Consider the following 26,201-nt stretch of genomic DNA (forward strand, 5'->3'; position numbering starts at 1 on the left):
CCGCAGCCGCCGAAAGTCGGGCACAAGCCGAAGGGCAGGCAAACCGGCGTATCTGGCGAGCAGTCGACCCCCACTCCGTCAAGCTTCGCTTGACACCTCTCCCCGATCGACGGGGAGAGGAAAGGCGCGAGCCTCTACAGTTGCTGCGAAGGATGGGCAAGGCAGAGGGGTGCGCCTCGTGACGAACGAACGCCCTCCTATCTCCCAAATCTCCCGCTTGGCGCACCGCGCCAGCGGCACTGCCGCCGCGGACCGCATGGTGCCGGAGGAGACGCCGGTGGCGTTCTCCTTCGCCGGCACCACCCATGCGGTGATGATGGCGAGCCCGGCCGATTTCGAGGATTTCGCGCTCGGCTTCTCGCTGACCGAAGGCGTCATTGCCGATCCGCAAGAAATCGAGGCAATCGAGGTCGAGGATCTCGGCGCCGGCATCGACATCCAGATCAGGCTCAAGGACAAGGCCAATACGCGCTTCCAGGCGCGGCGGCGCCGGCTTGCCGGTCCGGTCGGCTGCGGCTTATGCGGGATCGAATCCATCGAGGAAGCGATGCGTTCGGTCGATGAAGTCGGTGCGTCGAAGCTTACGCTTGATGCAGACGATATCACCCGCTCGGTCAAGCTTTTGTCCAAGGTGCAGCCGCTGCATACGCAAACCGGCGCGGTGCACGCCGCTGGCTTCTACGTTCGCGGCAAGGGCATCGTCATGGCGCGCGAGGATGTCGGCCGCCACAACGCGCTTGACAAGCTCGCCGGCGCGCTGGCGAAGGCCGGCATTGACGGCTCGACCGGCGCGGTGGTGGTGACCTCGCGCGTGTCGGTCGAGATGGTGCAAAAGACAGCGGCCATCGGCGCTGCCGTCATCATCGCCGTCTCGGCGCCGACCGCACTCGCCATCCGCACGGCCGATGCCGCCGGCATGACGCTGGTAGCGCTGGTGCGCGGCGACGATTTTGATATTTTCACCCACCCGGACCGGGTGGCTTGCGGAGTTGCCAAGCATGTCGCATGACGAAGACCACGTTACCAGCACCAGGGAGAAGCTGGTGCGCATGGCCAACCAGATCGCTACCTTCTTCCACTCCAAGCCGCGCGACGAAGGCATTACCGGCGTTGCCGAGCACATCAACAAGTTCTGGGAACCGAGGATGCGGCGCCAGTTCTTCGAGATGCTGGACGCCGGCACCGAGAATTTCGACGAGCTGGTAGTCGCCGCGTCGGGCAAGATCAAGCGTCCGCCGACGCCGGAACAGGCCGACAAGAATATCGGCTACGCCGGGCCGGCATAAGCCGGAGCGCGGTTTCGCCGAGCAGCACGGCGCGGCCTTTCGGCGGTAAAATGTTATATTCCTAGTTTCTAAAGTTCACTGCCGTAAACGGCCGGCTTCTGCTATGGTCAGACAGGAAACGTCTGGCCAGGCAGGGTAGTTGCGTGAGGCCGATCGAGACCAGATACGCCCGTAGCGGGGATGTGCGGATCGCCTATCAGGTGATCGGCCAGGGTGCGTTCGATCTGGTCTTCGTGCCGGGCTTCATCTCCAATCTCGACCTGCACTGGGAGGACGAAGGGTACAGCCGCCTCTTGAAACGCCTCTCGGCCTTCTCCCGGCTGATCCTGTTCGACAAGCGCGGCACCGGGCTGTCCGACCGTGTCGACACCCATCACCTGCCCAGCCTGGAGACCCGCATGGACGATGTGCGCGCGGTGATGGATGCGGCAGGCAGCGGCCGCGCGGCTATCCTCGGTGCTTCGGAAGGCACACCGATGGCCATGCTGTTCGCCGCCACCTATCCGGAGCGGACGCGGGCGCTGGCGCTTTATGGCGGTTATGCGCATTTCCACAAATGGGTGATGCCGCCCGAACGGCTGGAAGCCTTCATCGAGACGGCGGAGACGTCCTGGGGCACCGGCGCCACTTTGCCCAGTTTCGCGCCGGGCCGAGTGGACGACCCGCACTTTGCGCAATGGTGGGCGCGGTTCGAGCGGTTATCCGCCAGCCCGACGGCAGCGGCCGCACTGGCCCGTATGAACGCCGGGATAGACGTGCGCGGCATCCTGGCGATGATCAGCGCGCCGACATTGCTGATCCACCGCCGCAACGACGCTCGGGTCGATCCCGACGCCAGCCGCTTCCTGGCAAAGAAAATCCCGAATGCGCGGTTGGTCGAGATTCCGGGGCGCGACCATCCGATCTGGACCGGCGACGTAGACCGGGTCGCCGACCTGATCGAGGAATTCCTGACTGGCGAGCGCGCCGTGGCGGAAGCTGACCGTGTCCTGGCGGCACTACTGGTGACGCGCATCTACGATACGACGCGGATGGGCGACCGCATGTGGAGCGAACGCAGCGAGCGCTTCCAGGAAACCTGGCGGTCGCTGGTCGGGCGCCATGGCGGCCGCGCGCTGGGTACGCAAGGCGAAATGATGATTTCGCGCTTCGATGGGCCGGCGCGCGCCATACGCTGCGCGGCGGCTCTGCGCGAGGCGGCGCAAGGGATCGGTGTGGCCAGTGCGCAGGGCGCGCATGTCGGGGAAATCGAACTGCGCGGGCCGCCTGTGGGGCTGACGGCGCGGGTGACGACGCAGCTCGCGGCGCACGCCAGCCGAGGCGATATCCTCGCGTCGCGGCTGGTCGCGGATCTGGCAACCGGCTCGGGCCTGCATTTCGAAGACGCCAGCCGGGTCACGCTGGACGATCTGGACGAGCCGATGGCGCTGGTGCGGGCAATGTCGGAACAGCATCTGGAGCCCGACTGCCGCGCCAGGACCAAAACGGCCGAACCGGCCGTGCTGACGGCGAGGGAAAGCGAGGTGGTGACCCTAATCGCCGACGGCAAGAGCAACGCCGCGATCGCCGCCGAACTCAGGCTGAGCGAGCATACGGTGAAGCGGCACGTCGCCAACATCCTGCTCAAGCTCGACCTGCCGTCGCGGGCGGCGGCGGCGGCATTCTCGGTCCGGCACACTGGCCCGGACGGGCCATGAGAGCCATGGCGCTTTCGGGCGAAGCGGCCAGGCCGATCTAAGGGTTATCAATTCCCCATGCAGGCCAGGCGGATAATCACCATTGAAGGCGCTGCGAACGGAGGATGAAATGCTCAAGTCAAGACTGAATGTCAGATCACTGGTGATAGCGGCAGGCATTGGCGCGCTGTTCACGGTCACTCCCGCAAAGGCCGAGGATGCGTCGGCAACGGCCGCCTACAAGGACATCCAGGCGACGCTCGGCTCGGTGCCGGACATGTTCAAGACCTTGCCTGATGTCGCGATCGCCGGCGCCTGGGCTGAAATCAAGGGCGTCCAGCTCAACCCGAAGACCGCGCTGGACGGCAAGACCAAAGAGCTGATGGGCCTTGCGGTCGCCTCACAGATCCCCTGCCAATATTGCATCTACTTCCACACCGAGGCGGCCAAGCTCAATGGCGCCAGCGACGAGGAGATCAAGGAGACGATCGCCATGGCGGCGATCGTGCGCCACTGGTCGACGATTCTCAACGGCAGCCAGGTCGATCTCGCGACCTTCAAGAAGCAGACAGACGACGTCTTCGCTGCCGTCAAGGCGAAGTCGCAGTGAAAATCACTGCCTGGCGGAGACTGCTAGGCAGCGCTTCCTATCAACAACCGCCCGATCGTGAAGACGGGCACATGGAGGATAAAATGCTGACGAAGACTCAAGTCGTGGATGGCGCGGCGATCAAGAAGGCGATCGAGGGCCGCGATGGTAAAATGTTGTCGAGCTTCTATGCCGACGACGCGCTGGTGCGGGTGATCGACCGCAACAACCCGCCGAGCAAGCCGCGCGAAGTCCGCGGGCGCGCGGCGATCGCCACCTTCTGGGACGACATCTGCAGCCGGGCGATGACCCACAAGGTCGACACCACCATCGCCAACGGCGACAGCCTCGCCTTCACCCAGGCCTGCGCCTATCCGGACGGCACGAAAGTGTTCGCCGCCGCGATGTTGGAGCTGAAGGACGGGCGCATTGCACGGCAGACCGTCGTGCAGGCCTGGGACGAGTAGATCAACCGCGGCCGCTGCCTAGGCGGCAAACTGGAGGAGAAGAAGATGTTCAGCGCCAGATGGCAGATCGACGCCAAGTTCGGGCACAAGCAGACCGTGCTCGAACTGCTGAAGAAATGGGAACGCGAGATCGGTTCGCAGGTCGGCCTCGCCGACCTGAAGTTCCAGATCATGACCGGATCGATCGGCGCCCGGGAAGCGACGGTCGAGTCGCACCACCAGGTCGAAAGCCTGGCCCAGCTGGAGGCGATGTTCGCCAAGATCGGCAAGATCGACGCCCATGCCAAATGGGGCAAGGAGGTGGAGCCCTATGTCGTGTCGGGCACCAGCCTCTGGCAGATCTTCCGTATCGTCGAATAGCCGGCCGGGCGCCGGTGTGGCGGCGAGCACGGGAGGGGTGGTCGCGACGGCGGCCACCCCATCGTGCCTCAGCACGGGGCGAGGAGTCGTGCACCCTGCGGGCCAGTTCCGACGGCAGCTTCCGGCTGCCTTGCCATGGCTCTCCTGGGCCATGCCCCCAGTGGCCCTTTCGGGCGAAGCAGCGCGAACCGGATCGGTGCAATGTGCTCTTCCTGCACCGTCCAAAGCAGCCGCCCCGATGAGCGGCATGAACCAAGCAACAAAAATGCGTCGCGTCGATTTCGCTTGGCGCTGGCGCAATCAAGGGAGCAAGAATGATGACCGACGAAACCCATGCAAAACTGCGTGAAAGCCTGCGCGGGGAGCTGATCCTGCGTGACGATGCCGGATATGAAGAGGCTCGCAAGCTCTACAACGGCATGATCGAAAAGCGCCCGCTGCTGATTGCGCGCTGCGCCGATGTCGCCGACGTGATCACCGCTGTGAGATACGCCCGCGAAAACGATCTTTTGATCGCAATACGCGGGGGCGGGCATAATGGCGCCGGTTTGGGGAGTTGCGACAACGGCCTCGTCATCGATCTGTCGATGATGAAGAGAGTGCATGTCGATGCGAAAATGCGCACGGCGAGGGTCGCGCCCGGCTGCACCTCGGGCGACGTGGACCATGCCACTCATCCTTTCGGGCTCGCCGTTCCGTTCGGCATTGTGTCGAACACGGGCGTTGCCGGCCTGACGCTCGGCGGCGGAACGGGCTATCTGACACGCAGATACGGCCTCACCATCGACAATCTGCTCGAAGCCGATCTGGTGCTGGCCGATGGCTCCGTGGTGAGGGCCAGCAAAGGCGAGAACCCCGACCTGTTCTGGGCGCTCCGAGGCGGCGGCGGCAATTTCGGCGTCGTGACCAGCTTCCTGTTCCAGGCCCATCCCGTGAATATGATCTTCGGCGGCCCGGTGTTCTGGGAGGCCAAGGACGCCCCGGCCGTCATGCGCGCCTATCGCGACTACCTGCCGGCGGCGCCGGAAGATCTGGGCACCTTTGTCGGCCTGAAGTCCGTGCCCTCGACCGATCCCTTCCCGCGCGAGTATTGGGGCAAGCGCGCCTGCGCCATCATCTCCTGCTACAACGGCACGGAAGAGGACGGGCGCAAGGCCATGGCGCCATTGCTGGACAATCTGCCGCCGCCGATCTTCAACTGGATGGGCGTGATGCCGTTCCCGGCATTGCAGGGGATGTTCGATCCGCTGCTTCCGAAAGGCCTGCAATGGTACTGGAAGGGCGATTTCGTCAAGTCGCTTCCCGACGAGGCCATCGCGACCCATATCGCGCAGGCAGCCCAGGCGCCAAGCGAACTGTCGCTCATGCATCTTTACCCGATCGACGGCGCCGTTCGCCGCGTCGGCAAGGACGAGACGGCCTGGAACGCGCGCGACGCAAGCTGGTCGATGGTCATCGCCGCTATCGATCCCGATCCGGGCAAAGCGGCCGCCCTCACCAAGTGGGCGAAGACCTACTGGGCGAGCGTCCACCCTCACAGCGGCGAAGGCGGCTACGTGAACTTCATGATGGACGACGAAGGCGAGGCGCGCGTGCGGGCGAGCTATGGCGCGAACTACGAGCGGCTGAGCCAGGTCAAGCGGACCTACGACCCGTCCAATGTCTTCCGGGTCAACCAGAACATCAAGCCCGCGACATCAACGGAGCAAGGCAGGACGGCCGCCTAGTCTAGGGCGGCCAGTGCGCAGAAAATCGCGAACATTTCAAGGATGGCGCCAGGCGCCATCCTTCTTCAACCACACATCACAATATTACCCGTGCGCAACCATCACATGCCGCACGGCGGTGTAGTCCTCCAGCGCGTAGAGCGACATGTCCTTGCCGTAGCCGGACTGCTTCAACCCGCCATGCGGCATTTCGTTGGTCAGCATGAAGTGGGTGTTGATCCAGGTGCAGCCATATTGCAGGCGCGCGGCTGTCGCCATGGCGCGCGAGACGTCTTTCGTCCACACCGAGGAGGCGAGGCCGTAGTCGCTGTCGTTGGCCCAGGTCACCGCTTCGTCGACATCCGAGAAACGCGTGACGGAGACGACCGGGCCGAACACTTCGCGGCGTACGATCTCGTCCTCTTGCAGCGCGCCGGCGACGACGGTCGGCTGGTAGTAGAAGCCGGAGCCCTCGCCCGGCTTGCCGCCGGTGGTGATCTCGATGTGTTTCAGTTCCGAGGCGCGCTCGACGAAGCTCGACACGCGGTCGCGCTGGCGACGCGAGATCAGCGGGCCGATCTCGTTTTCGGTGTCGTCGGGCTGGTTGTATTTGATGGTCGAGACCGCCGAGGAGAGATCGGCGACGAGATTGTCGTAGATCTTCTTGCCGGCATAGATGCGGCAGGCGGCGGTGCAATCCTGGCCGGCATTGTAGTAGCCGAAGGCGCGCAGGCCGTTGACCACGGCACCGAGGTCGGCGTCGTCGAAGACGATGACCGGCGCCTTGCCGCCAAGCTCCAGATGCGTGCGCTTGACCGACTTGGCGGCGGCCTGCAGCACCTTCTTGCCGGTGGCGACATCGCCGGTGATCGAGATCATGTTGACCTTGGGGTGGTTGATCAGCGTGTTGCCGACGCTGTCGCCGCGGCCGAGCACGACATTGACGACGCCTTCGGGCAGCACGTCCGCCAGGATCGTCGCCAGCTTCAGCGACGTCAGCGGCGTCTGTTCGGACGGCTTGAAGACCACGGTGTTGCCGCCGGCAATCGCCGGCGCCAGCTTCCAGGCCATCATCATCAGCGGATAGTTCCAGGGTGCGATCGAGGCGACGATGCCGATCGGGTCGCGCCTGACCATCGAGGTGTGGCCGGGCAGATATTCGCCGGCGACGACACCCGGCATGGAACGCACCGCGCCGGCGAAGAACCGGTAGCAATCGACGATCGCAGGGATCTCGTCATTGAGCACGGCGTTGATCGGCTTGCCGCAGTTCAGCGCCTCCAGGGTGGCGAACGCCTTCGCCTCGGCCTCGATGCGGTCGGCGATCTTGAGCAGGTAGCCGGAGCGCTGCGCCGGCGTCGTGCGCGACCACAAGACGAACGCTTGTTCGGCGGCAGTGACAGCTGCCTCGATCTGCGCCTGGCTGGCCTCGGGCAGGTTGAGAATGGTCGCCCCGGTTTTCGGATCGAGGATCGGCTCCTCGGTTTCGGTGCCCTTCTCGAATCTCGAGCCGATCAGCATCTGGGTATCCATGGATTTTCTCCCTTGTCAGGAGCGAGTAACGAATAGCGAATAGCGAGTAGGGGCGGTCGTCGATTTCCCTATTCGCTATTCGCTATTCCCTATTCGCTGTTTCATTTTCCACTGCCCGCGATCTGGTCGCCGTCGCGGGTCAGGTAATAGGCAAACAGGATCGGCAGCAGCGTCACCAGCACGACAACCATGGCGACGACATTGGTGACCGGGCGCTGGCGCGGGCGGATCAGCTCTTCCAGCATCCAGATCGGCACCGTCTGCTGCTGGCCGGCGGTGAAGGTGGTGACGATGACCTCGTCGAAGGACAGGGCGAAGGCGAGCATGCCGCCGGCGAGCAGCGCTGTCGCGATATTGGGCAGCACGACATGGCGGAAGGTCTGGAAACCGTCGGCGCCGAGGTCCATCGAGGCCTCGATCATCGAGCCGGAGGTACGGCGAAAACGGGCGACGGCGTTGTTGTAGACGACGACCACGCAGAACGTGGCGTGGCCGAGTACGATGGTCCAGAACGAGAATGGGATGTCGGCCAGCGCGAAAGCCGAGCGCAACGCGATGCCGGTGATGATGCCGGGCAGCGCGATCGGCAGGATGACCAGCAGCGAGATGGTCTCACGGCCGAAAAAGCGCGTTTGCGAGACGGCGGCGGCGCAGAGCGTGCCGAGCACCAGCGCGATCGTCGTCGAGATGGCCGCGACACGCACCGACAGCGACAACGCCTGCCAGACATCGGGCCGGTTCCAGGTGACGGCGAACCATTGCAAGGTGAGCCCCGGCGGCGGCCAGACGAAGCTCTTCTCTTCCGTCGTGAAGGCGTAGACGAAGATCAAGAGGATCGGCAGATGCAGGAAGAGCAGACCGCAAGCGGCGGCGATCTTCAGGCCGAGCGGAGCCGACTGGCCACGGTCAGAGCGCATCGAAAGCCCCCATGCGCTTGGCGCCCCACAGGTAGAAACCCATGATGACGATGGGCACCACGGTGAAGGCGGCGGCTAAAGGAATGTTGCCGGCCGTGCCCTGCTGCGAATAGACGGCCTGGCCGATGAACAGCCGCGAGGTGCCGATGATCTGCGGGATGATGTAGTCGCCCAGCGTCAGTGAAAAGGTGAAGATCGAGCCGGCGACGATGCCCGGCAGCGCCAGCGGGAACAGCACGTTGCGGAAGGTCTGACCCGGCGAGGCGCCAAGATCGGAGGAGGCCTCGACCAGATTGCCCGGCACACGTTCGAGCGCTGCCTGCACCGGCAGGATCATGAAGGGCAGCCAGACATAGACGAAGACGATGAAGGTGCCGGTGAAGGACACCGACAGCGAGTTGCCGCCGACGATCGGCAGCGACAGCCAGGCATCGAGCAGCCACAGCAAATGCAGCTTGGCGAGCAGCCAAGTGAGGATGCCTTCCTTGGCCAGGATCAGCTTCCAGGCATAGATCTTGACCAGGTAGCTAGACCACAACGGCAGCATGATGCCGAGATAAAACAGCGCCTTCCAGCGGCCCCGCGCATAGCGTGCGGCGTAATAGGCGATCGGGAAGGCGACCACCGCCGAGGCAAGCGTGACAAGTGCTGCCATCGTCACCGTGCGCAGGATGATGTCGAGATTGGCGGCCTGGAACAGATCGCCATAGGTCTTGAGCGTGAACTCGCGGTTGATGAGGCCGGAGAACTCGTCGATGGAGAAAAAGCTCTGCGCGAGCAGCGCGAACAGCGAGCCGATATAGACGATGCCGAGCCAGAGAACCGGCGGCGCGAGCATGAGGAGCAGAAGCAGCTTTGGCCGGCGCCAGAAGAGGTCCGAGAGCGCGCCGCGCATGCCGCCGCTGCCGGGCAGGATGGCAGGGGTGGGGTTGGATTGAACAGCGGCAATGGTCATGGGGCCACCGTGTACAGACCGAGGCCGCGATCCTTCGCGCAAACCTCAATCATGCCTGCTCATCCATCAGATGCAGACTTTCGCGGTTGAAGGTGAGCATGACCGCCTCGCCTTCCGCCGGCAGCGCGGTACCTGCCGGCACCATGGCGTGCAGCTTCAACCCGTCGGCGTCGAGCGCCAGCCTTGTCGTGGCGCCGAGATAGTTGGTGCCGACCAGGCGGGCGGCAACGCCCCCGCCGCTTGTGGCGTTTGAAATGCGAATGGATTCGGGCCTGAGACTCCCCAGCGATGCTGGCCGGAATAGCGCTGGACGAAATCCGGCGGCAGCACGTTGGACGAGCCGACGAAATCGGCGACGAAGCGGGTTTTCGGCCGCTGATAGATATCCTCCGGCGTGCCGATCTGCATGATCCTGCCGTCGTTGAAGACGGCGACACGATCGGCCATCGACAGCGCTTCGCCCTGGTCGTGGGTGACGAAGACGAAGGTGATGCCGAGCACCTTCTGAAGCGACTTCAATTCTTCCTGCATGTTCTCGCGCAGCTTGAGGTCGAGCGCGCCGAGCGGCTCGTCGAGCAGCAACACCTTGGGCTGGTTGACCAGAGCGCGGGCTAGCGCGACGCGCTGGCGCTGGCCGCCGGAAAGCTGGCCCGGACGGCGCGCGCCGTAGCCCGGCAGGCGCACCAGCGACAGTGCTTCTTCCGCTGCGTTGAGGCGCTCGGCTTTGCCGACGCCCTTGACCATCAGGCCGTAAGCGACGTTGTCGAGCACATTGAGATGCGGGAACAGTGCATAGTCCTGGAACACCGTGTTGACGTTGCGGCGATAGGGCGGAACGCCCTCGGCGCGCTCGCCGAAGATCGAGATCGATCCGGCCGTCGGCTGCTCGAAACCGGCGATCAGCCTCAGACAGGTCGTCTTGCCGGAGCCGGACGGTCCGAGCATGGCGAAGAACTCGCCCGGCGCGATGTCGAGATCGACCGCGTCGACGGCGCGCACGCTGCCGAAATGGCGCGAGACTTTTTGGAAGGAGACGGCAGAGGTCATGAGCCTGTCAGTTCAGTTGCCGGTTGATCTTCTGGCGTCGCCTGCGCCGCCCCTCATCGAGCGGGCCGCGAACTCGTGCGGGCGCCTACCTCCCCCTCGATGTGGGGGCGGCGCAGGCGAAGCCGCGGGTGGGGGTGGCCTTGGCACGAACGTCTGCGCTGCCCCCACCCCGATGCTGCGCATCGACCCTCCCCACAAGGGAGGGTAAGAAGCTCACCGTCCGCCGATGACGCCGATATAGTCCGACACCCAGCGGTAATAGGGCACGCACTGGTTGTTCTGGGTGGCGCATTTCGACACCGGCGTCTTCCAGAACTTGATCTTGTCGAAATTGTCGTAGCCGTTGGTCTTGCAGCCTTCCTCGCCGAGCAGTTCGTTGCCCTTGCAGGCGGCGGGCACGACGGGGAGCGATCCGAACCAGGCCGAGACGTCGCCCTGGACCTTCGGCGCCAGCGAGTGCTCGAGCCACATATAGGCGCAGTTCGGATGCGCGGCGTCGGCTTCCATCATGGTGGTGTCGGCCCAACCGGTGACGCCTTCTTCCGGAACGGTGGAGGCAACCGGCTTCTTGGCGGCGACCAAAGTGTTGACCTGATAAGGCCACGAACCGGAGGCGACGACGCCTTCGTTCTGGAAGTCGTCGACCTGGATGGCTGCATCATGCCAGTAGCGGCCGACCAGCGTGCGCTGCGTGCGCAGCAGGTCGAGGGCGGCCTTGTACTGGTCCTCGTTGAGCTCGTAAGGATCCTTGATGCCGAGTTCGGGCTTATGGAACATCAGGTAGTTGGCGGCATCCGCGATATGGATAGGCCCGTCATAGGCCTGGACGCGGCCCTTGTTCGACTTGCCGTCCGGCAGCTTCATTTCCTCGAAGACGACGTTCCAGCTCTTGGGCGCCTCCTTGAAGATTTCGGTGTTGTACATCAGGATGTTCGGACCCCACTGGTAGGGGACGCCGTAATGGACCTTGTCGACCGTGAACCAGGGCGCATCCTTCAGGCGGTCGTCGACATTCTTCCAGCTCGGGATGAGATCGGTGTTGATCGGCTGCACGCGCTTGCCGGCGACGAGGCGCAGTGATGCATCGCCCGAAGCGGTGACCAGATCGAAGCCGCCCTCGTTCATCAGCGAGACCATCTCGTCGGAGGTGTTGGCGGTCTTCACATTGACCTTGCAGCCGCTTTCCTTCTCGAAGGCGGTCACCCAGTCATAACCCTTGTCGGTCTCACCGCGCTCGATATAGCCCGGCCAGGCAACGATATCGACCTCGCCCTCGCTTTTGCCGAGTTCCTTGACCTGGGCCATCGCCTGACAAGAAAAAGTCAGCGCAACCGTCAACGCCGTGCACGACTTCAGGAATGAATTCATCGTCGATCTCTCCCATTTAGCGGGTGACCCCGAAACCACATCGGTTTCGCCAGGTCACGCGCGGACTGAAAAACGTTCCTTCGATGGACACGATGCCGCTCTGATGGCGGTCTGGTCCCTGAAACGGAAGGTGCTTTGAAAATTCCGGTTTCGCAAATTCATTTATCAGAAAGCCGATATCGGTTTTTCCGATAGCTAGGCGCCGTCAGGCAATCGCCGTCACCAGCCAGCAGGCGGCATTGAAGCGAGCCTCACCGTCTCCCACGAAAGGCGCGAACGCAGCAGGCAGCACCGCGGTGATTTTTTCGGCTGTTGCCTGGTCAACCTCGCGCAGGGCGCCGCCGACCGGCCCTAGCCGGGTGGCATACGTCATCAGATCGCCCTGGGCGATCTGACACGGAACGTCCGCCCGTTCGACTTCGATCGACGACCAGCCGCTCGCTTCAAGGATCCGCTTCACCTTGGCGCCGTCGGCAAAGGCAAACTGCCCTGGCGCATCGGGGTCTGGCTCGGGTGCGGGCGGCAGGAAAGGCGCAGCCGCTCGCGCAGCGGTCGTCATGAAATCATTCTCGGCCGGACCGCGCCAGGCAACAAAGGCGAGTTTGCCCTGGCGCCTAGCGGCCTTTCTAATATTGGTGAATGCGGCCACGGGATCATCGAAGAACATGACACCAAAGCGCGAAACAACAGCGTCGAAGTGCCCGGATTCGAACGCATACACCTGGGCATCGCCCGCTTCAAAACTTGCGTTTGCCACCTCTTCCACCCTTGTGCGCTCCGTCGCCAGGGCGACAAGCGGCTGCGAGATGTCGAGCCCCACACAATTTCCGTCGTTGCCCACGCGGCGCGCCATCGCCAGAGTTGTGGCGCCGGCGCCGCAGCCGATGTCCAGGACATTGCCGCCTTCCCCGGGATAGCCGGCATCGACTACCAGCCGCTCGAACGGGGCCAGTATCTTGTCGAGGATCGGCTGCATCTCGACCCAGGTCTTTCCGCTGGCATCGTTCCAGAGCGCGGCTTGCCGTGTGTTTGGCGGCGCGGATTGCGGCATAACGGACCTCCCTTTTGTGTTGCTCTCACCGATCGTCGCGAGCACTCTACGAGTTCAAGCCGACTTGAGGTCAAGTATGAAGGATATGGACATTGCCGAAGTGTCGCGTCGCACCGGCGTGCCCGCCTCGACACTTCGCTACTACGAGGAGAAGGGCCTCATCGCCTCGATCGGCCGTCGCGGCCAGCGCCGCTTGTTCGACCCGGCCGTCCTGGAACGGCTCGCCCTGATCACGCTTGGACGCGCCGGTGGATTCGCACTGAACGAGATTTCCTCGATGCTGACGCCCGACGGCCTGCCGAAAATGGATCGAGGGCGCCTGAGTGCCAAGGCGAACGAACTGGACCAAATCATCCAGCGCCTGACGGCGATCCGAGAGGCTTTGCGTCACGCCGCCCGATGTCCGGCCGCGCGGCCGATGGAGTGTCCAACGTTCAGCCGCGCCGTCAGGCTTGCCGGTGCCGGCCGCTTCGAGGTTGCTCCGATCGGGCCATTCAAGGCTGAGGCGGTTTCCGTCACAAAGCGCAAAGGCAAGACTGGCCACGTCAGCCTGAGTAGGCCACATTAGCGGCGGACCATGCGTTGCGACTGGGCAAGGCCGATGAAATCGCGCGCCGCCTGCGGCAGGCCGGAGCCGCGGCGCCAGACCGTGCCGACCTGGACGACGGGGAGCGAGCCGGAGATGTCGCGGGATTCGATGCGGTCGCCTTCCAGCGACCAGGGCCGATAGACCAGATCCGGCAGCAGCGCCACCCCGGCGCCGGTGGCGACCAGGCTGCGCACCGCTTCGACCGAGCGGGTGCGGAAGGCGACATGCGGCTTGGCGCCGAGCGCAGCCAACAGCTTGCCGGTGTTTTCCTCGATCTCGTCGACGGTCAGCATGATCAGCGGTTCGGACGCGATGTCGCCGATCGAGATGATGTCGGCGCTGGCAAGCTTGTGGCTGAGCGGGATCCAGAGCCGATAGGCCGAGACTTCGAGGATTTCCGACTGCAGCGCGGTGCGGTCGCGCAGGTTGGAAGTGACCATCACCGCGATGTCGAGCTTGCCGCCGACCAAAAGGTGTTCAAGATAGTCGCCATTGTCCTCGATGGCCGAGACCTCGACGCCAGGATAGGCGCGGCGGTAGCGGGCAAGCAGATCGGACAGCACATAGCCAGCGACCAGCGAGGTGACGCCGAGCTGCAGCCGGCCGCCGGTCACGGCCTGCTCGCCGAAGAAGGCACGGCGCGCGTCGGAGACATCGGCCAGGATTTTGGTCGCGTGGCGCAGGAACTGGTGACCCTTGTGGGTGATGTTGAGGCCGCGCGGATGACGCTCGAACAATTCGACGCCAAGATCGCTCTCGAGCTCCTTGATCGCCTCGGTGACCGAGGATTGCGAGATCGAGAGGTTCTGCGCGGCGCCCGACACCGTGCCCTGCTCGGCGACGGCGACGAAGAACTGCAACTGACGGATGGTGAAGGCCATGGCCGGACTAAACACCGACGCGACCGGGAAAGGAAGGCTCCGACCTGCCCGCTATTTTTGGATTTAACGCAATTCCGGACGGAAAACCGCTTCACACTTTTCCTGGAATTGCTTTAGCTCTTTGCCGCGCCGACGCGCGGCCACCACAGCCGGCGATAGCGCAGCGCGACGAAGAACGAGATTTCGACCGCCAGCACGATGGCCATGATCCGCAAGGCGACGGAAGGCAGGTCGTGGACCCCGTCGCGCATCGCATAGCCGGCGACGAGAAAGCCGCCGTTCCACACCATCGCGCCAACCAGCGTGGCGAAGGCGAAAGGCAAGGCTGGCAAGCGCAGAGCGCCGGCGGCGATCGGCAGATAGTTACGCACAGTGGGGACAAACTGTGCCAGCAGCGAGGCCCGCATGTGGTTGCGGCGATAGGCGCCGGCAAAACGGACATAGGTTTCGTGGCGCAGGAAAATATAGCGGCCAAAACGCTGGATCAGAGCATCGGCGCGCGCCGGTCCCAGCCGGCCACCCATCGCGTACCAGAACAGGCAGCCCGCGGTCGACGCGAGCGTCGTCACCAACAGCAACATGCCGAGCGTCGCCATGTCGGGCGCTCTCGCCATGCCGAGGAACAGAAGCACGGCATGCGAGGGCGGCACCGGCAGGATCTTTTCGGTGAAGGCCAGGCAAGCGGCGCCGAGCAGCCCCAACCCCAATATCGCCGACAGGAAATCGGTCATGAAAAGCGCCAGTCATAGGTTGTGAGCTTCTTTATCCTGGAAACGCGGTAGACGGTAGCCGGCGGGAAATTGCGAAATGTCCAGCCGACCCGCGTCACTTCCAGGTCCAACCTGTCGAGCAAGGTCTGGTCGAAAGGGCAGCGATGGCCAAGCGTGAATTGGTAAAGCGGCGCGCCCGGCCGCAGATTGTCGAACACGCCTTCCAGGATGGCGAAGGTCTTGCGCGGCGATATCAGCCGGAACGGCAAGCCGGAGATGGCGGCGCCGACGACCGGGCCGTCGAACAACGGCAGATGCCGCAGGCTGACCGCATCCATCTCGAAGATGCGCGCCGCCGGAAAACGGCGGGTGAGCAGAAGCGCGAAATCGGGATCGGCCTCGATCAGCGTCAGGTCGTTTTCCCGCACGCCGCGTTCCAGCAAGGCGCGGGTGAAGGGTCCGGTGCCTGGCCCAAGCTCCAGCACCGGACCCGTCTCGGGACCGATCTCGCGCGTCATCAGTGCCGCAAGGCTTGAACTGGAAGGCGTCACCGAGCCAATCCGGAGGGGCGCCAGCGTCCAGGCCATGAGGAAAGACAAAGCGTCATTTGCGGGCATAGTGACCTCATTTTCTTGCACGGACGATACGCGCGTCCGGCATCGACGAGGCGCTGTTTGCGGGCGTGGCATTGCATAGACATTGCGCGGTTCGGGAGCGCGCAAAGAAAAAGGGCGGCGGCGGCCGGGCGACATTGGCGCCATGTTTGCGCAATCTTGGCGCGATAGCCCACCGGCAAAGAACTGTAAGAGCAATTCCAGGAAAAGTGTGAAGCGTTTAAGTTCGTCGACTTCGCCGAATTGCGTCTAAAAAGCGATAGGTTTGCCATGCGTATCCTGCTGGTCGAGGACGAACCGGAGATGGTGTCGGCGCTGCGGGCAGCGCTGAAGCGGCACGATATGGTGGTCGACCATGCCGGCTCGCTGCTGGAAGCCGAAGGGTTCGTCGCCGTCGACAGCTATGACGCGATCCTGCTCGACCGGCAGTTGCCGGACGGCGACGGGCTGTCGCTGGTGCCGAAGCTTCGCGCTGCCAGGAACACGACGCCGGTGATGATGCTGACAGCCAGGGGCGATACCGCCGACAAGGTCGACGGCCTTGACCTCGGCGCCGACGATTATCTGGCCAAGCCCTTTGCCTTCGAAGAGTTGCTGGCGCGGCTCAGAGCCCTGCTGCGGCGGCCGGCGTCGATCGAGACGCAGACAATCCGCGCCGGCCATCTTGCGCTCGATGTCGGGCATCGCGAGGCCTCGATCCGCGGCGAACCGCTTGCACTGCCGCGCCGCGAGCTGCTGGTGCTGGAAGCACTGATGCGGCGCACCGGCCGCATGGTGCAGCGCGAGGCCTTGATGGAGGCGGTGTTCGGGCTCGACGACGAGATACAATCCAACGCGCTCGACACCCATGTCTCGCGCCTGCGCCGCAAGCTGACCGAGGCGGAGAGCGATGTGGTCATCAACGGCATACGCGGCGTCGGCTACCTGTTGCGCGAGACCACATGAGCCTTCGCCAGCCACGCTCGCTGAAATGGAGCCTGGTGCTGCGCATCGCGGTGCTGCAATGCGTGATGCTGACGCTGATCATTGCCGGCATCATCGGCGCGCTGATCGCCACCGGGCTGATCCCGCACGACTACGAGGACGGCACGATGGACGTGCTGCTCGACGCGATCTCGCGCGATGCCAAGGGAGGGCTGGCGCTCAAGGAGACGTCCGAGCTTGCCAGGCTGCGGTCGGATGTTCCGGATCTCTGGTTCATCATCCGAGACAAAGACGGACACCGGTTGCAGGAGGGTACGGTGCCGGCCGCCTACCAGCCCTTTGTCGGCCTCTTGGACAACATCAGCGACGCGCGTATCGATTCCGCCATCGGCGAGGCAGCACCGCCCGGCGGCAAGATCCGCTGGACCGATACGGCGGTGGGCAGCGTGCAGATCATGAGCGATACCAAGGGCGGGCTTTCGCTGCTACGCATACTTGGCCAGGCGCCAAATCTGTTCCTGTGGGGGATATTGCCGCTGGCCGGGCTGATGGCGCTGGCAACGCTCTTCGTCACGCCCTTGGTGGTGCGTGGCGCGCTTTCCAGCCTGGGACGCGCCGCCACCGCCGCGGGACAGATCGACATCGACAAGCGCGGCGTGCGGCTGCCGCTGGACGGCGTGCCGAAGGAAGTGACGCCGCTGGTCACCGCGGTCAATGCGGCACTCGCACGGCTCGACACCGGCTATGAACGCCACAAGCGCTTCCTGAGCGATGCCGCCCATGAGCTTCGCACACCCGTGGCCATCCTCAACACGCGGCTCGCCGCGCTGCCGGCGACGCCGGAGCGCGCCCGGCTGCTGCAGGACGCGGCGCGGCTCACGACACTTGCCGATCAGTTGCTCGACCTGCAGCGGCTCGACCGTCTGGCCGAGCAGTTCGGCTCGGTCGATCTGGTGGCCGTGGCGCGCAATGTCGTGGTCGACCTGGCGCCGATCGCATTCGCGGCCGGCTACGAAATGTCCTTCCAGCCGGCCCGCGAAAAACTCACCGTGCGCGGCGACCGCACGGCGATCGAGCGCGCCCTGATGAATCTCATCCAGAATGCCATCGATCATGGCGGCAAGGCCGGGCGGATCACCATCAGCGTGCGCCCGCCCGCCGTGATCGAGGTGCTGGACGAGGGCGACGGCGTGCCGACGCCCGAACGGGAGCGCATCTTCGAGCCGTTCTATCGCCTGCATCCGCAAGACCATGGCGCCGGGCTCGGCCTCAATCTGGTGCGCGACCTGATGCATCTGCATGGTGGCAAGGTCGAGGTGTCCGACGGCAAGGTCGGCGGCGCCTGCTTCAGGATGACCTTCCCGACAGCATAAGGCAGTTGGGCCCTGCGTAACCTTCGCTGTGGTGCGAGGATTTGACATCGGCCCAATTCGTAACTAATTGAGTTACATGAAGCGCAACAGCCGACTGTCCTCCACCTTGCACATCCTCGTCCACATGGCCGAGAAGCCCGAACGGGCGCTGACCTCCGAGCAGCTCGCCACTTTCATCCACACCAATCCGGTGGTGGTGCGTCGCACGATCGCCGGCCTGCGCGAGGCGGGCATCGTCACCTCTTCACGCGGCCATGGCGGGGGACTGCTGCTTGGTCGCGCGCCGGACAGGATTTCGCTGGCCGAGATCAGCACCGCGCTCGGCGAGACATTGCTGCCGTTCAGCACCGAGCCGGAAAGTCCCGGATGCCTTGTCGAGCAAGCGGTGATCGCCGTGCTCGATGATTTCCGCATCGAGGCGGAAAGGCTGCTCACCGAGAAGCTCAGCCATATCACGCTGGCCGACCTGACAGCCGATTTCCGCCGCCGTTATGACCTGATTGGAGTATCCAGCCATGCAGTATGATGTCATCGTCGTCGGCGGCAGTTTCGCCGGCCTTTCCGCTGCCATGTATACGGCGCGGGCGCGGCGCAAGGTGCTGGTCATCGATGCCGGCGAGCCGCGCAACCGCTTTGCCGAACATTCGCATGGCTTCTTCGGCCAGGACGGGCGCCGGCCATCGGCTATCCTCGACGAAGCCATGCGGCAGCTGCTTGCCTATCCCACAGCCAGGGTGATTGCCGGACGCGCGGATCAGGCCACAGCTGGCAAGGACGGTTTCGAGATCCGGACGACCGACGGCGAAGGTTTCAAGGCTGCGCGACTGGTGCTCGCAACAGGCGTCCGCGATATCCTGCCTGATGTTCCCGGACTGACGGCGAAATGGGGCAGAACGGTGCTGCACTGCCCTTATTGCCATGGCTACGAAGTCGCCGGCGGTCCGCTCGGCGTGCTGGCGAACGGACCGATGTCGCTGCATCAGGCCGAACTGATTTCCGACTGGGGCGATGTCACGCTGTTCGCCAACGGGGTGTTCGAGCCGGACGCCGAGCAGGCGTTGGCGCTGGAGAAGCGCAAGATCCGCTTCGAACCTGCCGAAGTGACCGAACTGGAAGATGACGGCGACGGCAGCCTGGTCGTCAGGCTCGATGGCAATCGCAGCGCCGGCGTGAGGGCGCTGTTTACCGCGCCGCGCAACGAAATGGTCAGCCCGCTGGCCGAGCAGTTGGGCTGCGCCTTCAACGAAGGCCCGCTCGGCCGGGCGATCGTGGTGGACGACAAGCAGCAGACATCGGTGCCGGGCGTCTTTGCGGCCGGGGACGCGGCGCGAATGATGCACAACATCTCCTTTGCGGTGTCGGGCGGTGCGATGGCGGGTGTCGCCGCGCACCAGTCGCTGGTGTTCGGCTAGAGCTAGCCCAGTCAGCGCTAGGCTGTCGCGATGCTGAGGCGCGTGCCTGCCTGGCTCAGCGCGGCGGCTATGTCGCGGGGCGGCGCCTGGTCGGTGGCAAGTTCGGAAAAGCCGTCGAAGCCGCAGACGCGGACCAGCCCCTGGCGGCCGAACTTGGTGTGATCGGTGATGACCAGCGAACGCTGGCCCCGCGACAGCACCATGCGGGCAAATTCCGCTTCCTCGAGGTCATAGTCGGTAAGGCCGGCGACGGCGTCGACCGCGCCGATCGAGATCACCGCGTGGCTGACGGAAAAGTGGTTGATGAAATCGATCGCCGAGACGCCGAGGGCGGCACCCAGATCGCTGCGTAGTTCGCCACCCGCCATGTAAACCTTGTTGCCGTTGACGGTCGCCAGGGTGCGGGCGATGTCCGACGAGTTGGTCACCACCGTCAGCCGGCGATGGCCGAGCAATTCACGCGCCAGGATGGAGGTCGTCGTGCCGCTGTCGAGCATGATCGACTCGCCGTCGCGGATGGTGGCGGCAACCATGCGGGCGACGAGGCGCTTGGCCTCGGCATTCTCGCGCATGCGACGCTCGAACGGCGCCTCGCCGCTCGGCGCCACCAGGCCGACGGCGCCATGCATCTTGAGCACCGACCCGTCATCGGTGAGCGGCTTGACGTCGCGCCGCACCGTTTCCAGCGACACGCCGAGACGTTCGGCAAGGCTGGCGATGGTGATCGTGCCCTCCTCGTTGAGGAGCCGCAGGATCTCGCCATGCCGTTTTGAATGGATCATCTGGACGTCCGAGGATTTTGACCGAATCTAAGGTATTCCTAACGCTTTTAAAGAAATTGCTTATACATTCGGGCAAAACACCCAAAAAAGGTCACAGCTTTTGATTGACAGTCCTGCCACCCTGGCGCGAAATTGGCGCAGTGACTGGTTTCGGAACCGCCACGGGAGGGTGATGGCAGAGCCGCAACCTAGCGACCAGAGCGTCTGGAGGCTGTCAGGCGCGCGCTTTTTTCAGATCCGCGGGGGCGGATGCCGGGATTACAAACCTGGCCAAGGGGCTCGTCGGTGCGGTGCGGGATACCGATCCTGGCGTCTCGCACCGACGAGGCTTTTTTGTTTTCTCTCATCGTCATTTTGCGGGGGGCCGGCTGAGGCCGGAGCAAAATCGTGAGCGCCGAAGACCGTATCCGCGCCTTGCCGTGCTGGAACGGCGGCATCGAGATCGAGCCGCTGCCGGGCGGCTTGAGCAACGCCAACTTTGTCGTCACGGATGCCGCCGGGCGGCACGTGGTGCGCTTTGGCCAGGATTTCCCATTCCATCATGTCTTCCGCGAGCGCGAAGTGATGACGGCCCGGGCGGCGCAGGCGGCGGGCTTTGCGCCGGCAGTGCATTATTCCGAGCCGGGCATCCTGGTGACGGAATTTCTCGGCGCGAGAACTTTTCTCGCCGAAGACGTGCGCGCCAATTTCGGTCGCGTCGCCGGACTGCTGCGCTCCTTCCATCGCGAGATGCCCAACCATGTCTCCGGCGCCGGCTTCATGTTCTGGGTGTTCCACGTCATCCGCGACTACGCGCGCACGCTGGACGATGGCGGCAGCCGCAAGAAGGCCGAGCTGCCGCGTTATCTTTCTTTAGCCGACGAGCTCGAAAGGGCGCAGAAGCTGCTGCCGATCGTCTTTGGCCACAACGATCTTTTGCCGGCCAATATCCTCGACGACGGCAGGCGGTTGTGGCTGATCGATTTCGAATATGCCGGCTTCAACACCGCCATGTTCGACCTTGCGGGCGTGACCTCCAACGCCGGCATGAGCGACGATGAATCCAACGCCTTCCTGACCGCCTATTTCATGAGGGAGCCGGATATCGAGGTTCGGCGCTCGCACGCCGCCATGCAATGCGCCTCGCTGCTGCGCGAGGCGATGTGGAGCATGGTTTCCGAGCTCTACCTCGATGCGCCCGGCATCGACTACGTCGCCTACACCGAGGAGAACCTCAAGCGGCTCGACGCGTCACTGGACAATTACCGAACCAAGTACGGAACAAAGCCATGACCCTGCCCAGCCACGCCGCAATCGTCGTCATCGGCGGCGGCATCATCGGCTGTTCGACGGCCTATCATCTGGCGCGCGACCACAAGGCCGATGTCGTGCTGCTCGAACAGGGCAAACTGACCTCGGGTTCGACATGGCATGCGGCCGGGCTGGTCGGACAGCTGCGCTCCTCGGCCTCGATCACGCGCGTGCTCAAATATTCGGTCGAGCTCTACAAGGGGCTCGAAGCCGAAACCGGGCTGGCGACCGGCTGGAAGATGACGGGATGCCTGAGACTGGCGACCAACGCCGACCGCTGGACCGAGTTCCAGCGCCTGGCGACGACGGCGAAAAGCTTCGGCATGGACATGCAGTTGCTTTCGCCGGCCGAGGTCAAGCGCATGTGGCCGCTGATGGAAACCGGTGACCTGGTCGGCGCCTCATGGCTGCCGACCGACGGGCAGGCAAGCCCCTCCGACATCACGCAATCGCTCGCCAAGGGCGCGCGCATGCACGGGGCAAAACTGTTCGAGGACGTGCGCGTCACAGGGTTCGACATAAAAGACGGCCGCATAACAGCGGTGAAGACTTCAAGGGCGACATCGCCTGCGACAAGGTGGTGAACTGCGCCGGGCAATGGGCGCGCCAGGTCGGCGCCATGGCCGGCATCAACGTGCCGCTGCAGCCGGTCAAGCACCAGTACATCATCACCGAGAAGATCGACGGTCTGGCAACCGACGCGCCGACGATCCGCGACCCGGACCGCCGCACATATTTCAAGGAGGAGGTCGGCGGCCTGGCGATGGGCGGCTATGAGCCCAACCCGCAAGCCTGGACGACCGGCGACGTTCCCAACGATTGGGAATTCCGGCTGTTCGATGACGACTACGACCATTTCGAACAGCATATGGCCCAGGCGATCGCGAGAGTTCCCGCCTTGGAAACCGTCGGCGTCAAGCAGATGATCAATGGGCCGGAAAGTTTTACACCGGACGGCAATTTCATTCTCGGCGCGGCGCCGGAATGTTCGAACATGTTCGTCGGCGCCGGTTTTAACGCCTTCGGCATCGCGTCGGGCGGCGGCGCCGGCTGGGTGCTGGCGCAGTGGGTGGTCGACGGCGAAGCGCCGCTCGATCTTTGGGTGGTCGACATAAGGCGCTTTTCCGGCCTGCACCGCGACCGCGACTGGGTCCGCGACCGCACGCTCGAAGCCTATGGCAAGCACTACACGGTCGGCTTCCCGCATGAGGAATATCTGTCGGGACGGCCGCGCATCGCCTCGCCGCTCTATGAACGGCTGAAGGCGCAGCGCGCCGTGTTCGGCTCCAAGCTCGGCTGGGAGCGACCGAACTGGTTCGCGCCGGACGGCACCAAACCCGAGGACGTCTATTCGATGGGCCGGCAGAACTGGTTCGGCCCGGTCGGCGAGGAGCACCGCCATGTGCGCGGGAAGGTCGGTATCTTCGACCAGTCCTCCTTCGCCAAATACGAACTGACCGGCGCCGACGCGCTAAAGGCGCTCGACTGGATCTGCGCCAACGACGTCAACAAGCCGGTCGGACGGTTGACCTATACCCAGCTTCTCAATACGCGCGGCGGCATCGAGGCGGACTTGACCGTCTCGCGGCTGGGCGAGGACAGGTTCTATATCGTCACCGGCACCGGCTTCCGCACGCATGATCTGTCCTGGATCGGCGATCACATCGGCGCCGGTCTCGACGCCAGGCTGGAGGACGTCACCGAGGCGTTCGGCACGCTGTCGCTGATGGGGCCGTGCGCCCGCGATGTGCTATCGGCCGTGACCGACGCGGATGTCTCAAATGCCGCCTTCCCGTTCGGCCATGTCCGCGAGATCGAGATCGCCGGCCATACGGTGCGGGCGCTGCGTGTCACCTATGTCGGCGAGCTCGGCTGGGAACTGCATGTGCCGATCGCCGCCACGGGCGAAGTCTTCGACGCGCTGATGACAGCGGGCAAGCCGCATGACATCCGCCCGGTCGGCTACCGGGCGCTGGAATCGCTGCGGCTGGAAAAGGGCTACCGCGCCTGGGGCTCGGACATCACGCCCAACGACACGCCGCTGGAGGCCGGCCTCGGCTGGGCAGTGAAGCTTCGCGAGAACACCGACTTCGTCGGCCGCAGGGCGTTGGAAAAATCGGCCGGCAAGCCGCCGACAAAACGCTTTGCCGGCTTCACGGTCGACGATCCCGAGATCGTTCTGCTCGGTCGCGAGACGATCCTGCGCAATGGCGAACCGGTCGGCTATCTCACCAGCGGCGGCTATGGCTACACGCTGGGCAAGAACATCGGCTACGGCTATGTGCGCAACACCGAGGGCGTCAGCGACGATTTCCTCACCTCGGGTGTGTGTGAACTGGTCGTGGCGATGCAGCGCACGCCGGCCAGGATTCATCTCGTGCCGATGTACGATCCGACAGGGGCCAAGACAAAAGCCTGAGATAGGGTGTCAGCTGACGCGCAGCACCAGGCCGCGGCTTGGCACGGTGTCAGACTCACCCGGCATCGAGGCGTAGGGCGGCGTTTCCTCGATCCGCGCCAGCGTACCCTCGGCCACCAGCGCGGCGATGCGTTCGGCAAAGCCTGCCTGCCACAGTGTGTTCTTGACCGTCAGCACGATGACGCCACCTGTGCGGCAGATGCGGATCAGTTCATCCAGGCCTTCGATCCCGACATGGCCCGAGGTGAAGACGCCGGCCGAAACGATCCCGGCATAGGCGTTATCGGCAAGGGCAGAGCGCCGCCGAGCGCCAGGCGATGCAGCGCCTTGTAGACGCCCTTGGCCGCCGCCTTGTCCAACATGCCTTGCGAGATGTCGAGCGCCTCGACATTCGGATAGCCGGTGATGATCAGCCACTCGCCGATCAGCCCTGTGCCGGCGCCAGCATCGAGCAAGGGTTCAGCGCCGCGCGGCAGATGGCGGGCAAGCAGCGCCAGGCAGATCGTCGGGTGGCGATAGCCGGCGGCCGACATGTCGGAATCATAGGTCTCCGACCAGTTGTCATAGATCGCAGCAACCTCCTCCGGCCGCTTCGCCGCATAGGCTGCGCTCAACCCGCCGCTGTGCTTGTCGTCCGCCATTGCCGCTCCCAAACCCGATTCATGTCGAACCGATCATAGCCAAGCAGCAAAAACTGTGGAACCGTCAGAGCCACAATAATGGTGAGGGGACACGGGATGATCGAGGATCTGCGTGGGGCGCTGGCCGCCATTCCGTCATTGGCCGGCTATGACGGTCCGCTGGAGCGGCTGGGCGGCCTCACCAACATGGTCTACAGGGCCGGCGAGGCCTGTCTGCGCATTCCCGGAAAAGGCACCGAGGAATATATCAACCGGGCCAATGAGGCGGTCGCGGCGCGCGAGGCGGCGCGCGCCGGCGTCAGCCCTGAGGTGCTTTATGCCGATCCGGCATCCGGCTTGATGGTCACGCGTTTCATCATTGGCGCCGAGACGATGTCGCCGGAAAAGTTCAAAGCACGGCCGGGCAGTCCCGCGCGCGCCGGCGAGGCCTTCCGCAAGCTGCATTCGTCGGGTGCTGTCTTCCCCTTCCGCTTCGAATTGTTCGCCATGATCGACGACTATCTCAAGGTGCTGTCGACCAAGGATGTGACGCTGCCTGCCGGCTACCACGACGTGGTGCGCGAGGCGGACAGCGTGCGCGCCGCACTGGCCGCCCACTCTGCCCCGCTCACTGCCTGCCATTGCGATCCGCTGTGCGAGAACTTCCTCGATACCGGCGAGCGGATGTGGATCGTCGACTGGGAATATTCCGGCATGAACGACCCGCTGTGGGATCTCGGCGACCTCTCCGTCGAGGGCAAATTCGACGCTGCCCAGGACGAGGAGATGATGCGCGCCTATTTCGGCGGCGAGGCAAAGCCGGCCGAACGCGGCCGCGTCGTGATCTACAAGGCGATGTGCGATCTGCTCTGGACGCTGTGGGGGCTGATCCAGCTTGCCAACAGCAACCCGGTCGACGATTTCCGCGCCTATGCCGACGGTCGCTTTGCCCGCTGCAAGGCGCTGATGGAGACGGCAGACTTCTCATGCCATCTTGCCGCCATCGGAACGGGACCGAACTGACCCGTCCAAGCAGCTTGCTTATTGACCCTCGGCGCCGAGCTGCCTGAGAAAACTCCGATAGTCGGTACGGACGAACTCTTCAATCAGGCGGCCGTCGTCGTCGAATATGAAGATGTTGATCAGGTCCATGGTGATGTTGGCGCCGTTGGGCGGCAGCGTCCCGGCCGGCGACATTGTAAACTCATTGACAAAACGGCCGGTAATCCAGGTCTGGCACGCAACGGTGTCGCCCTCCGCCACAATAATGCCGCGCCGGATCTTGCGATCCTCGAATGCGGCGCGGATGGCGGAAAAATAACTGTTTAGCCCGTCGAAATCGCTTTCAAAGCCGTCCGGCCCGTGAAACCGAAAATTTTCGACATCGAAATAGCTGGCGATTTCGGCCGCCGGCGCGCCGGCGACTTCGAGTTCACCCGCTTTGACAAGGCGGGCGACGAGTTGGTCTCGTGTAAATTTCGTGCTCATGGCGTCCTCTATTTTAGCTAATCCCGTCGCGAGGCTGGGCATGCTCCGCTGCGGGCGTGAATGGATCTGCCGTTGATGATCCCGGCAGGATGCGAGGGAGATAGACATTCTCCATTCGTTGCATAAGATGGATAAATCGGCATG

26 protein-coding genes and 3 pseudogenes are annotated in these 26,201 nt (G+C 64.1%); 17 read left to right on the top strand and 12 right to left on the bottom strand.

The genetic code is table 11. The features are described from left to right. Nucleotides 1-178 precede the first annotated feature (178 nt). From fdhD to ACVDG8_RS16315, 7 genes are all read left to right on the top strand, one after another. Complete coding sequence (fdhD, locus tag ACVDG8_RS16285) at nt 179-1,009, top strand: formate dehydrogenase accessory sulfurtransferase FdhD (protein ID WP_447255568.1); 831 nt, start codon at nt 179-181, stop codon at nt 1,007-1,009. Beyond that, nucleotides 999-1,286, top strand: a complete 288-nt coding sequence (locus ACVDG8_RS16290; RefSeq protein WP_447255569.1) for a formate dehydrogenase subunit delta — start codon at nt 999-1,001, stop codon at nt 1,284-1,286. Before fdhD ends, ACVDG8_RS16290 begins: the two co-directional genes overlap by 11 nt. A 143-nt stretch (nt 1,287-1,429) precedes the next feature. After that, nucleotides 1,430-2,983 (top strand): alpha/beta fold hydrolase, encoded by a 1,554-nt coding sequence (locus tag ACVDG8_RS16295; RefSeq protein ID WP_447255570.1) that lies wholly within the window; start codon nt 1,430-1,432, stop codon nt 2,981-2,983. A 109-nt stretch (nt 2,984-3,092) separates the two neighbouring features. Then, entirely contained in the window at nt 3,093-3,572 is a 480-nt protein-coding gene (locus ACVDG8_RS16300; protein ID WP_447255571.1) for a carboxymuconolactone decarboxylase family protein, read from the top strand. A gap of 83 nt (nt 3,573-3,655) precedes the next feature. Beyond that, entirely contained in the window at nt 3,656-4,018 is a 363-nt protein-coding gene (locus ACVDG8_RS16305; RefSeq protein ID WP_455707787.1) for a nuclear transport factor 2 family protein, read from the top strand. Nucleotides 4,019-4,063: 45 nt separating this feature from the next. Then, nucleotides 4,064-4,378, top strand: coding sequence for a hypothetical protein (locus tag ACVDG8_RS16310; RefSeq protein WP_447255573.1), 315 nt, complete (start codon nt 4,064-4,066; stop codon nt 4,376-4,378). Between the two features lie 314 nt (nt 4,379-4,692). Further along, the gene (locus tag ACVDG8_RS16315) at nt 4,693-6,105 is read left to right on the top strand and encodes an FAD-binding oxidoreductase (RefSeq protein WP_447255574.1); all 1,413 of its coding nucleotides are present in this window, start codon (nt 4,693-4,695) and stop codon (nt 6,103-6,105) included. Nucleotides 6,106-6,189: 84 nt separating this feature from the next. Here ACVDG8_RS16315 and ACVDG8_RS16320 read toward each other — a convergent pair whose 3' ends face one another. From ACVDG8_RS16320 to ACVDG8_RS16345, 6 genes and pseudogenes are all read right to left on the bottom strand, one after another. After that, the gene (locus ACVDG8_RS16320; protein ID WP_447255575.1) at nt 6,190-7,617 is read right to left on the bottom strand and encodes a gamma-aminobutyraldehyde dehydrogenase; all 1,428 of its coding nucleotides are present in this window, start codon (nt 7,615-7,617) and stop codon (nt 6,190-6,192) included. Between the two features lie 101 nt (nt 7,618-7,718). After that, nucleotides 7,719-8,534, bottom strand: coding sequence for an ABC transporter permease (locus ACVDG8_RS16325; protein ID WP_371008144.1), 816 nt, complete (start codon nt 8,532-8,534; stop codon nt 7,719-7,721). Further along, the gene (locus ACVDG8_RS16330) at nt 8,524-9,489 is read right to left on the bottom strand and encodes an ABC transporter permease (RefSeq protein ID WP_447255576.1); all 966 of its coding nucleotides are present in this window, start codon (nt 9,487-9,489) and stop codon (nt 8,524-8,526) included. The genes ACVDG8_RS16325 and ACVDG8_RS16330 overlap by 11 nt, the downstream gene beginning before the upstream one ends. 49 nt (nt 9,490-9,538) lie before the next feature. Next, nucleotides 9,539-10,536: pseudogene (locus tag ACVDG8_RS16335) on the bottom strand (ABC transporter ATP-binding protein). 213 nt (nt 10,537-10,749) lie between these two features. After that, the gene (locus tag ACVDG8_RS16340; RefSeq protein ID WP_447255578.1) at nt 10,750-11,904 is read right to left on the bottom strand and encodes an ABC transporter substrate-binding protein; all 1,155 of its coding nucleotides are present in this window, start codon (nt 11,902-11,904) and stop codon (nt 10,750-10,752) included. Between the two features lie 205 nt (nt 11,905-12,109). After that, the gene (locus ACVDG8_RS16345; RefSeq protein ID WP_447255579.1) at nt 12,110-12,955 is read right to left on the bottom strand and encodes a class I SAM-dependent methyltransferase; all 846 of its coding nucleotides are present in this window, start codon (nt 12,953-12,955) and stop codon (nt 12,110-12,112) included. A 76-nt stretch (nt 12,956-13,031) separates the two neighbouring features. Between ACVDG8_RS16345 and ACVDG8_RS16350 the strand changes: the two genes are divergently transcribed. Next, nucleotides 13,032-13,523: a helix-turn-helix domain-containing protein gene (locus ACVDG8_RS16350; protein ID WP_447255580.1), complete on the top strand. Its 492-nt coding sequence runs from the start codon at nt 13,032-13,034 to the stop codon at nt 13,521-13,523. Here ACVDG8_RS16350 and ACVDG8_RS16355 read toward each other — a convergent pair. The 3 genes from ACVDG8_RS16355 to ACVDG8_RS16365 form a co-directional block, all read right to left on the bottom strand. Further along, a complete protein-coding gene (locus ACVDG8_RS16355) occupies nt 13,520-14,425 on the bottom strand; it encodes a LysR substrate-binding domain-containing protein (protein WP_447255581.1) in 906 nt (301 codons plus the stop codon). The genes ACVDG8_RS16350 and ACVDG8_RS16355 overlap by 4 nt on opposite strands. 113 nt (nt 14,426-14,538) lie before the next feature. Next, on the bottom strand, nt 14,539-15,156 hold the full coding sequence (locus ACVDG8_RS16360; RefSeq protein WP_447255582.1) for a DedA family protein: 618 nt from the start codon (nt 15,154-15,156) through the stop codon (nt 14,539-14,541). Next, complete coding sequence (locus tag ACVDG8_RS16365; protein WP_447255583.1) at nt 15,153-15,752, bottom strand: class I SAM-dependent methyltransferase; 600 nt, start codon at nt 15,750-15,752, stop codon at nt 15,153-15,155. The genes ACVDG8_RS16360 and ACVDG8_RS16365 overlap by 4 nt, the downstream gene beginning before the upstream one ends. Before the next feature lie 267 nt (nt 15,753-16,019). Here ACVDG8_RS16365 and ACVDG8_RS16370 point away from each other — a divergent pair, with 267 nt between their 5' ends. The 4 genes from ACVDG8_RS16370 to ACVDG8_RS16385 all read left to right on the top strand — a co-directional run bounded on the left by ACVDG8_RS16370 (nt 16,020) and on the right by ACVDG8_RS16385 (nt 19,458). After that, nucleotides 16,020-16,694, top strand: a complete 675-nt coding sequence (locus ACVDG8_RS16370; RefSeq protein ID WP_447255584.1) for a response regulator transcription factor — start codon at nt 16,020-16,022, stop codon at nt 16,692-16,694. Beyond that, on the top strand, nt 16,691-18,046 hold the full coding sequence (locus ACVDG8_RS16375) for a sensor histidine kinase (protein ID WP_447255585.1): 1,356 nt from the start codon (nt 16,691-16,693) through the stop codon (nt 18,044-18,046). Before ACVDG8_RS16370 ends, ACVDG8_RS16375 begins: the two co-directional genes overlap by 4 nt. 76 nt (nt 18,047-18,122) lie before the next feature. Continuing rightward, nucleotides 18,123-18,572: an Rrf2 family transcriptional regulator gene (locus tag ACVDG8_RS16380; RefSeq protein ID WP_371008153.1), complete on the top strand. Its 450-nt coding sequence runs from the start codon at nt 18,123-18,125 to the stop codon at nt 18,570-18,572. Then, complete coding sequence (locus ACVDG8_RS16385) at nt 18,562-19,458, top strand: NAD(P)/FAD-dependent oxidoreductase (protein WP_447255586.1); 897 nt, start codon at nt 18,562-18,564, stop codon at nt 19,456-19,458. Before ACVDG8_RS16380 ends, ACVDG8_RS16385 begins: the two co-directional genes overlap by 11 nt. A gap of 17 nt (nt 19,459-19,475) precedes the next feature. Here the strand turns inward: ACVDG8_RS16385 and ACVDG8_RS16390 are convergent, their stop codons facing one another. Next, a complete protein-coding gene (locus tag ACVDG8_RS16390) occupies nt 19,476-20,240 on the bottom strand; it encodes a DeoR/GlpR family DNA-binding transcription regulator (protein WP_447255587.1) in 765 nt (254 codons plus the stop codon). Nucleotides 20,241-20,627: 387 nt separating this feature from the next. Here ACVDG8_RS16390 and ACVDG8_RS16395 point away from each other — a divergent pair, with 387 nt between their 5' ends. From ACVDG8_RS16395 to ACVDG8_RS16410, 4 genes and pseudogenes are all read left to right on the top strand, one after another. Next, nucleotides 20,628-21,512 carry a phosphotransferase gene (locus ACVDG8_RS16395; protein ID WP_447255588.1) on the top strand — a complete coding sequence of 295 codons (885 nt, stop codon included), beginning with the start codon at nt 20,628-20,630 and terminating at the stop codon, nt 21,510-21,512. Continuing rightward, nucleotides 21,509-22,114 (top strand): NAD(P)/FAD-dependent oxidoreductase, encoded by a 606-nt coding sequence (locus tag ACVDG8_RS16400; RefSeq protein ID WP_455707788.1) that lies wholly within the window; start codon nt 21,509-21,511, stop codon nt 22,112-22,114. The genes ACVDG8_RS16395 and ACVDG8_RS16400 overlap by 4 nt, the downstream gene beginning before the upstream one ends. After that, nucleotides 22,057-22,539 (top strand): annotated as a pseudogene (locus tag ACVDG8_RS16405) (NAD(P)/FAD-dependent oxidoreductase); the annotation flags it as partial. The gene ACVDG8_RS16400 and the pseudogene ACVDG8_RS16405, both read left to right, overlap by 58 nt. After that, complete coding sequence (locus ACVDG8_RS16410; RefSeq protein ID WP_455707842.1) at nt 22,525-23,949, top strand: glycine cleavage T C-terminal barrel domain-containing protein; 1,425 nt, start codon at nt 22,525-22,527, stop codon at nt 23,947-23,949. The pseudogene ACVDG8_RS16405 and the gene ACVDG8_RS16410, both read left to right, overlap by 15 nt. 9 nt (nt 23,950-23,958) lie before the next feature. Here ACVDG8_RS16410 and ACVDG8_RS16415 read toward each other — a convergent pair. Beyond that, a pseudogene (locus ACVDG8_RS16415) lies at nt 23,959-24,590 on the bottom strand (class I SAM-dependent DNA methyltransferase). Between the two features lie 96 nt (nt 24,591-24,686). On the opposite strand from ACVDG8_RS16415, the gene ACVDG8_RS16420 reads away from it, so the two are divergent. Further along, nucleotides 24,687-25,592 (top strand): phosphotransferase, encoded by a 906-nt coding sequence (locus tag ACVDG8_RS16420; protein ID WP_447255591.1) that lies wholly within the window; start codon nt 24,687-24,689, stop codon nt 25,590-25,592. A gap of 18 nt (nt 25,593-25,610) precedes the next feature. On the opposite strand, the gene ACVDG8_RS16425 is transcribed toward ACVDG8_RS16420, so the two are convergent. After that, nucleotides 25,611-26,165: an ester cyclase gene (locus ACVDG8_RS16425; RefSeq protein ID WP_447255592.1), complete on the bottom strand. Its 555-nt coding sequence runs from the start codon at nt 26,163-26,165 to the stop codon at nt 25,611-25,613. Nucleotides 26,166-26,201: the final 36 nt, after the last annotated feature.

This window comes from Mesorhizobium sp. ORM8.1, from assembly GCF_053005525.2.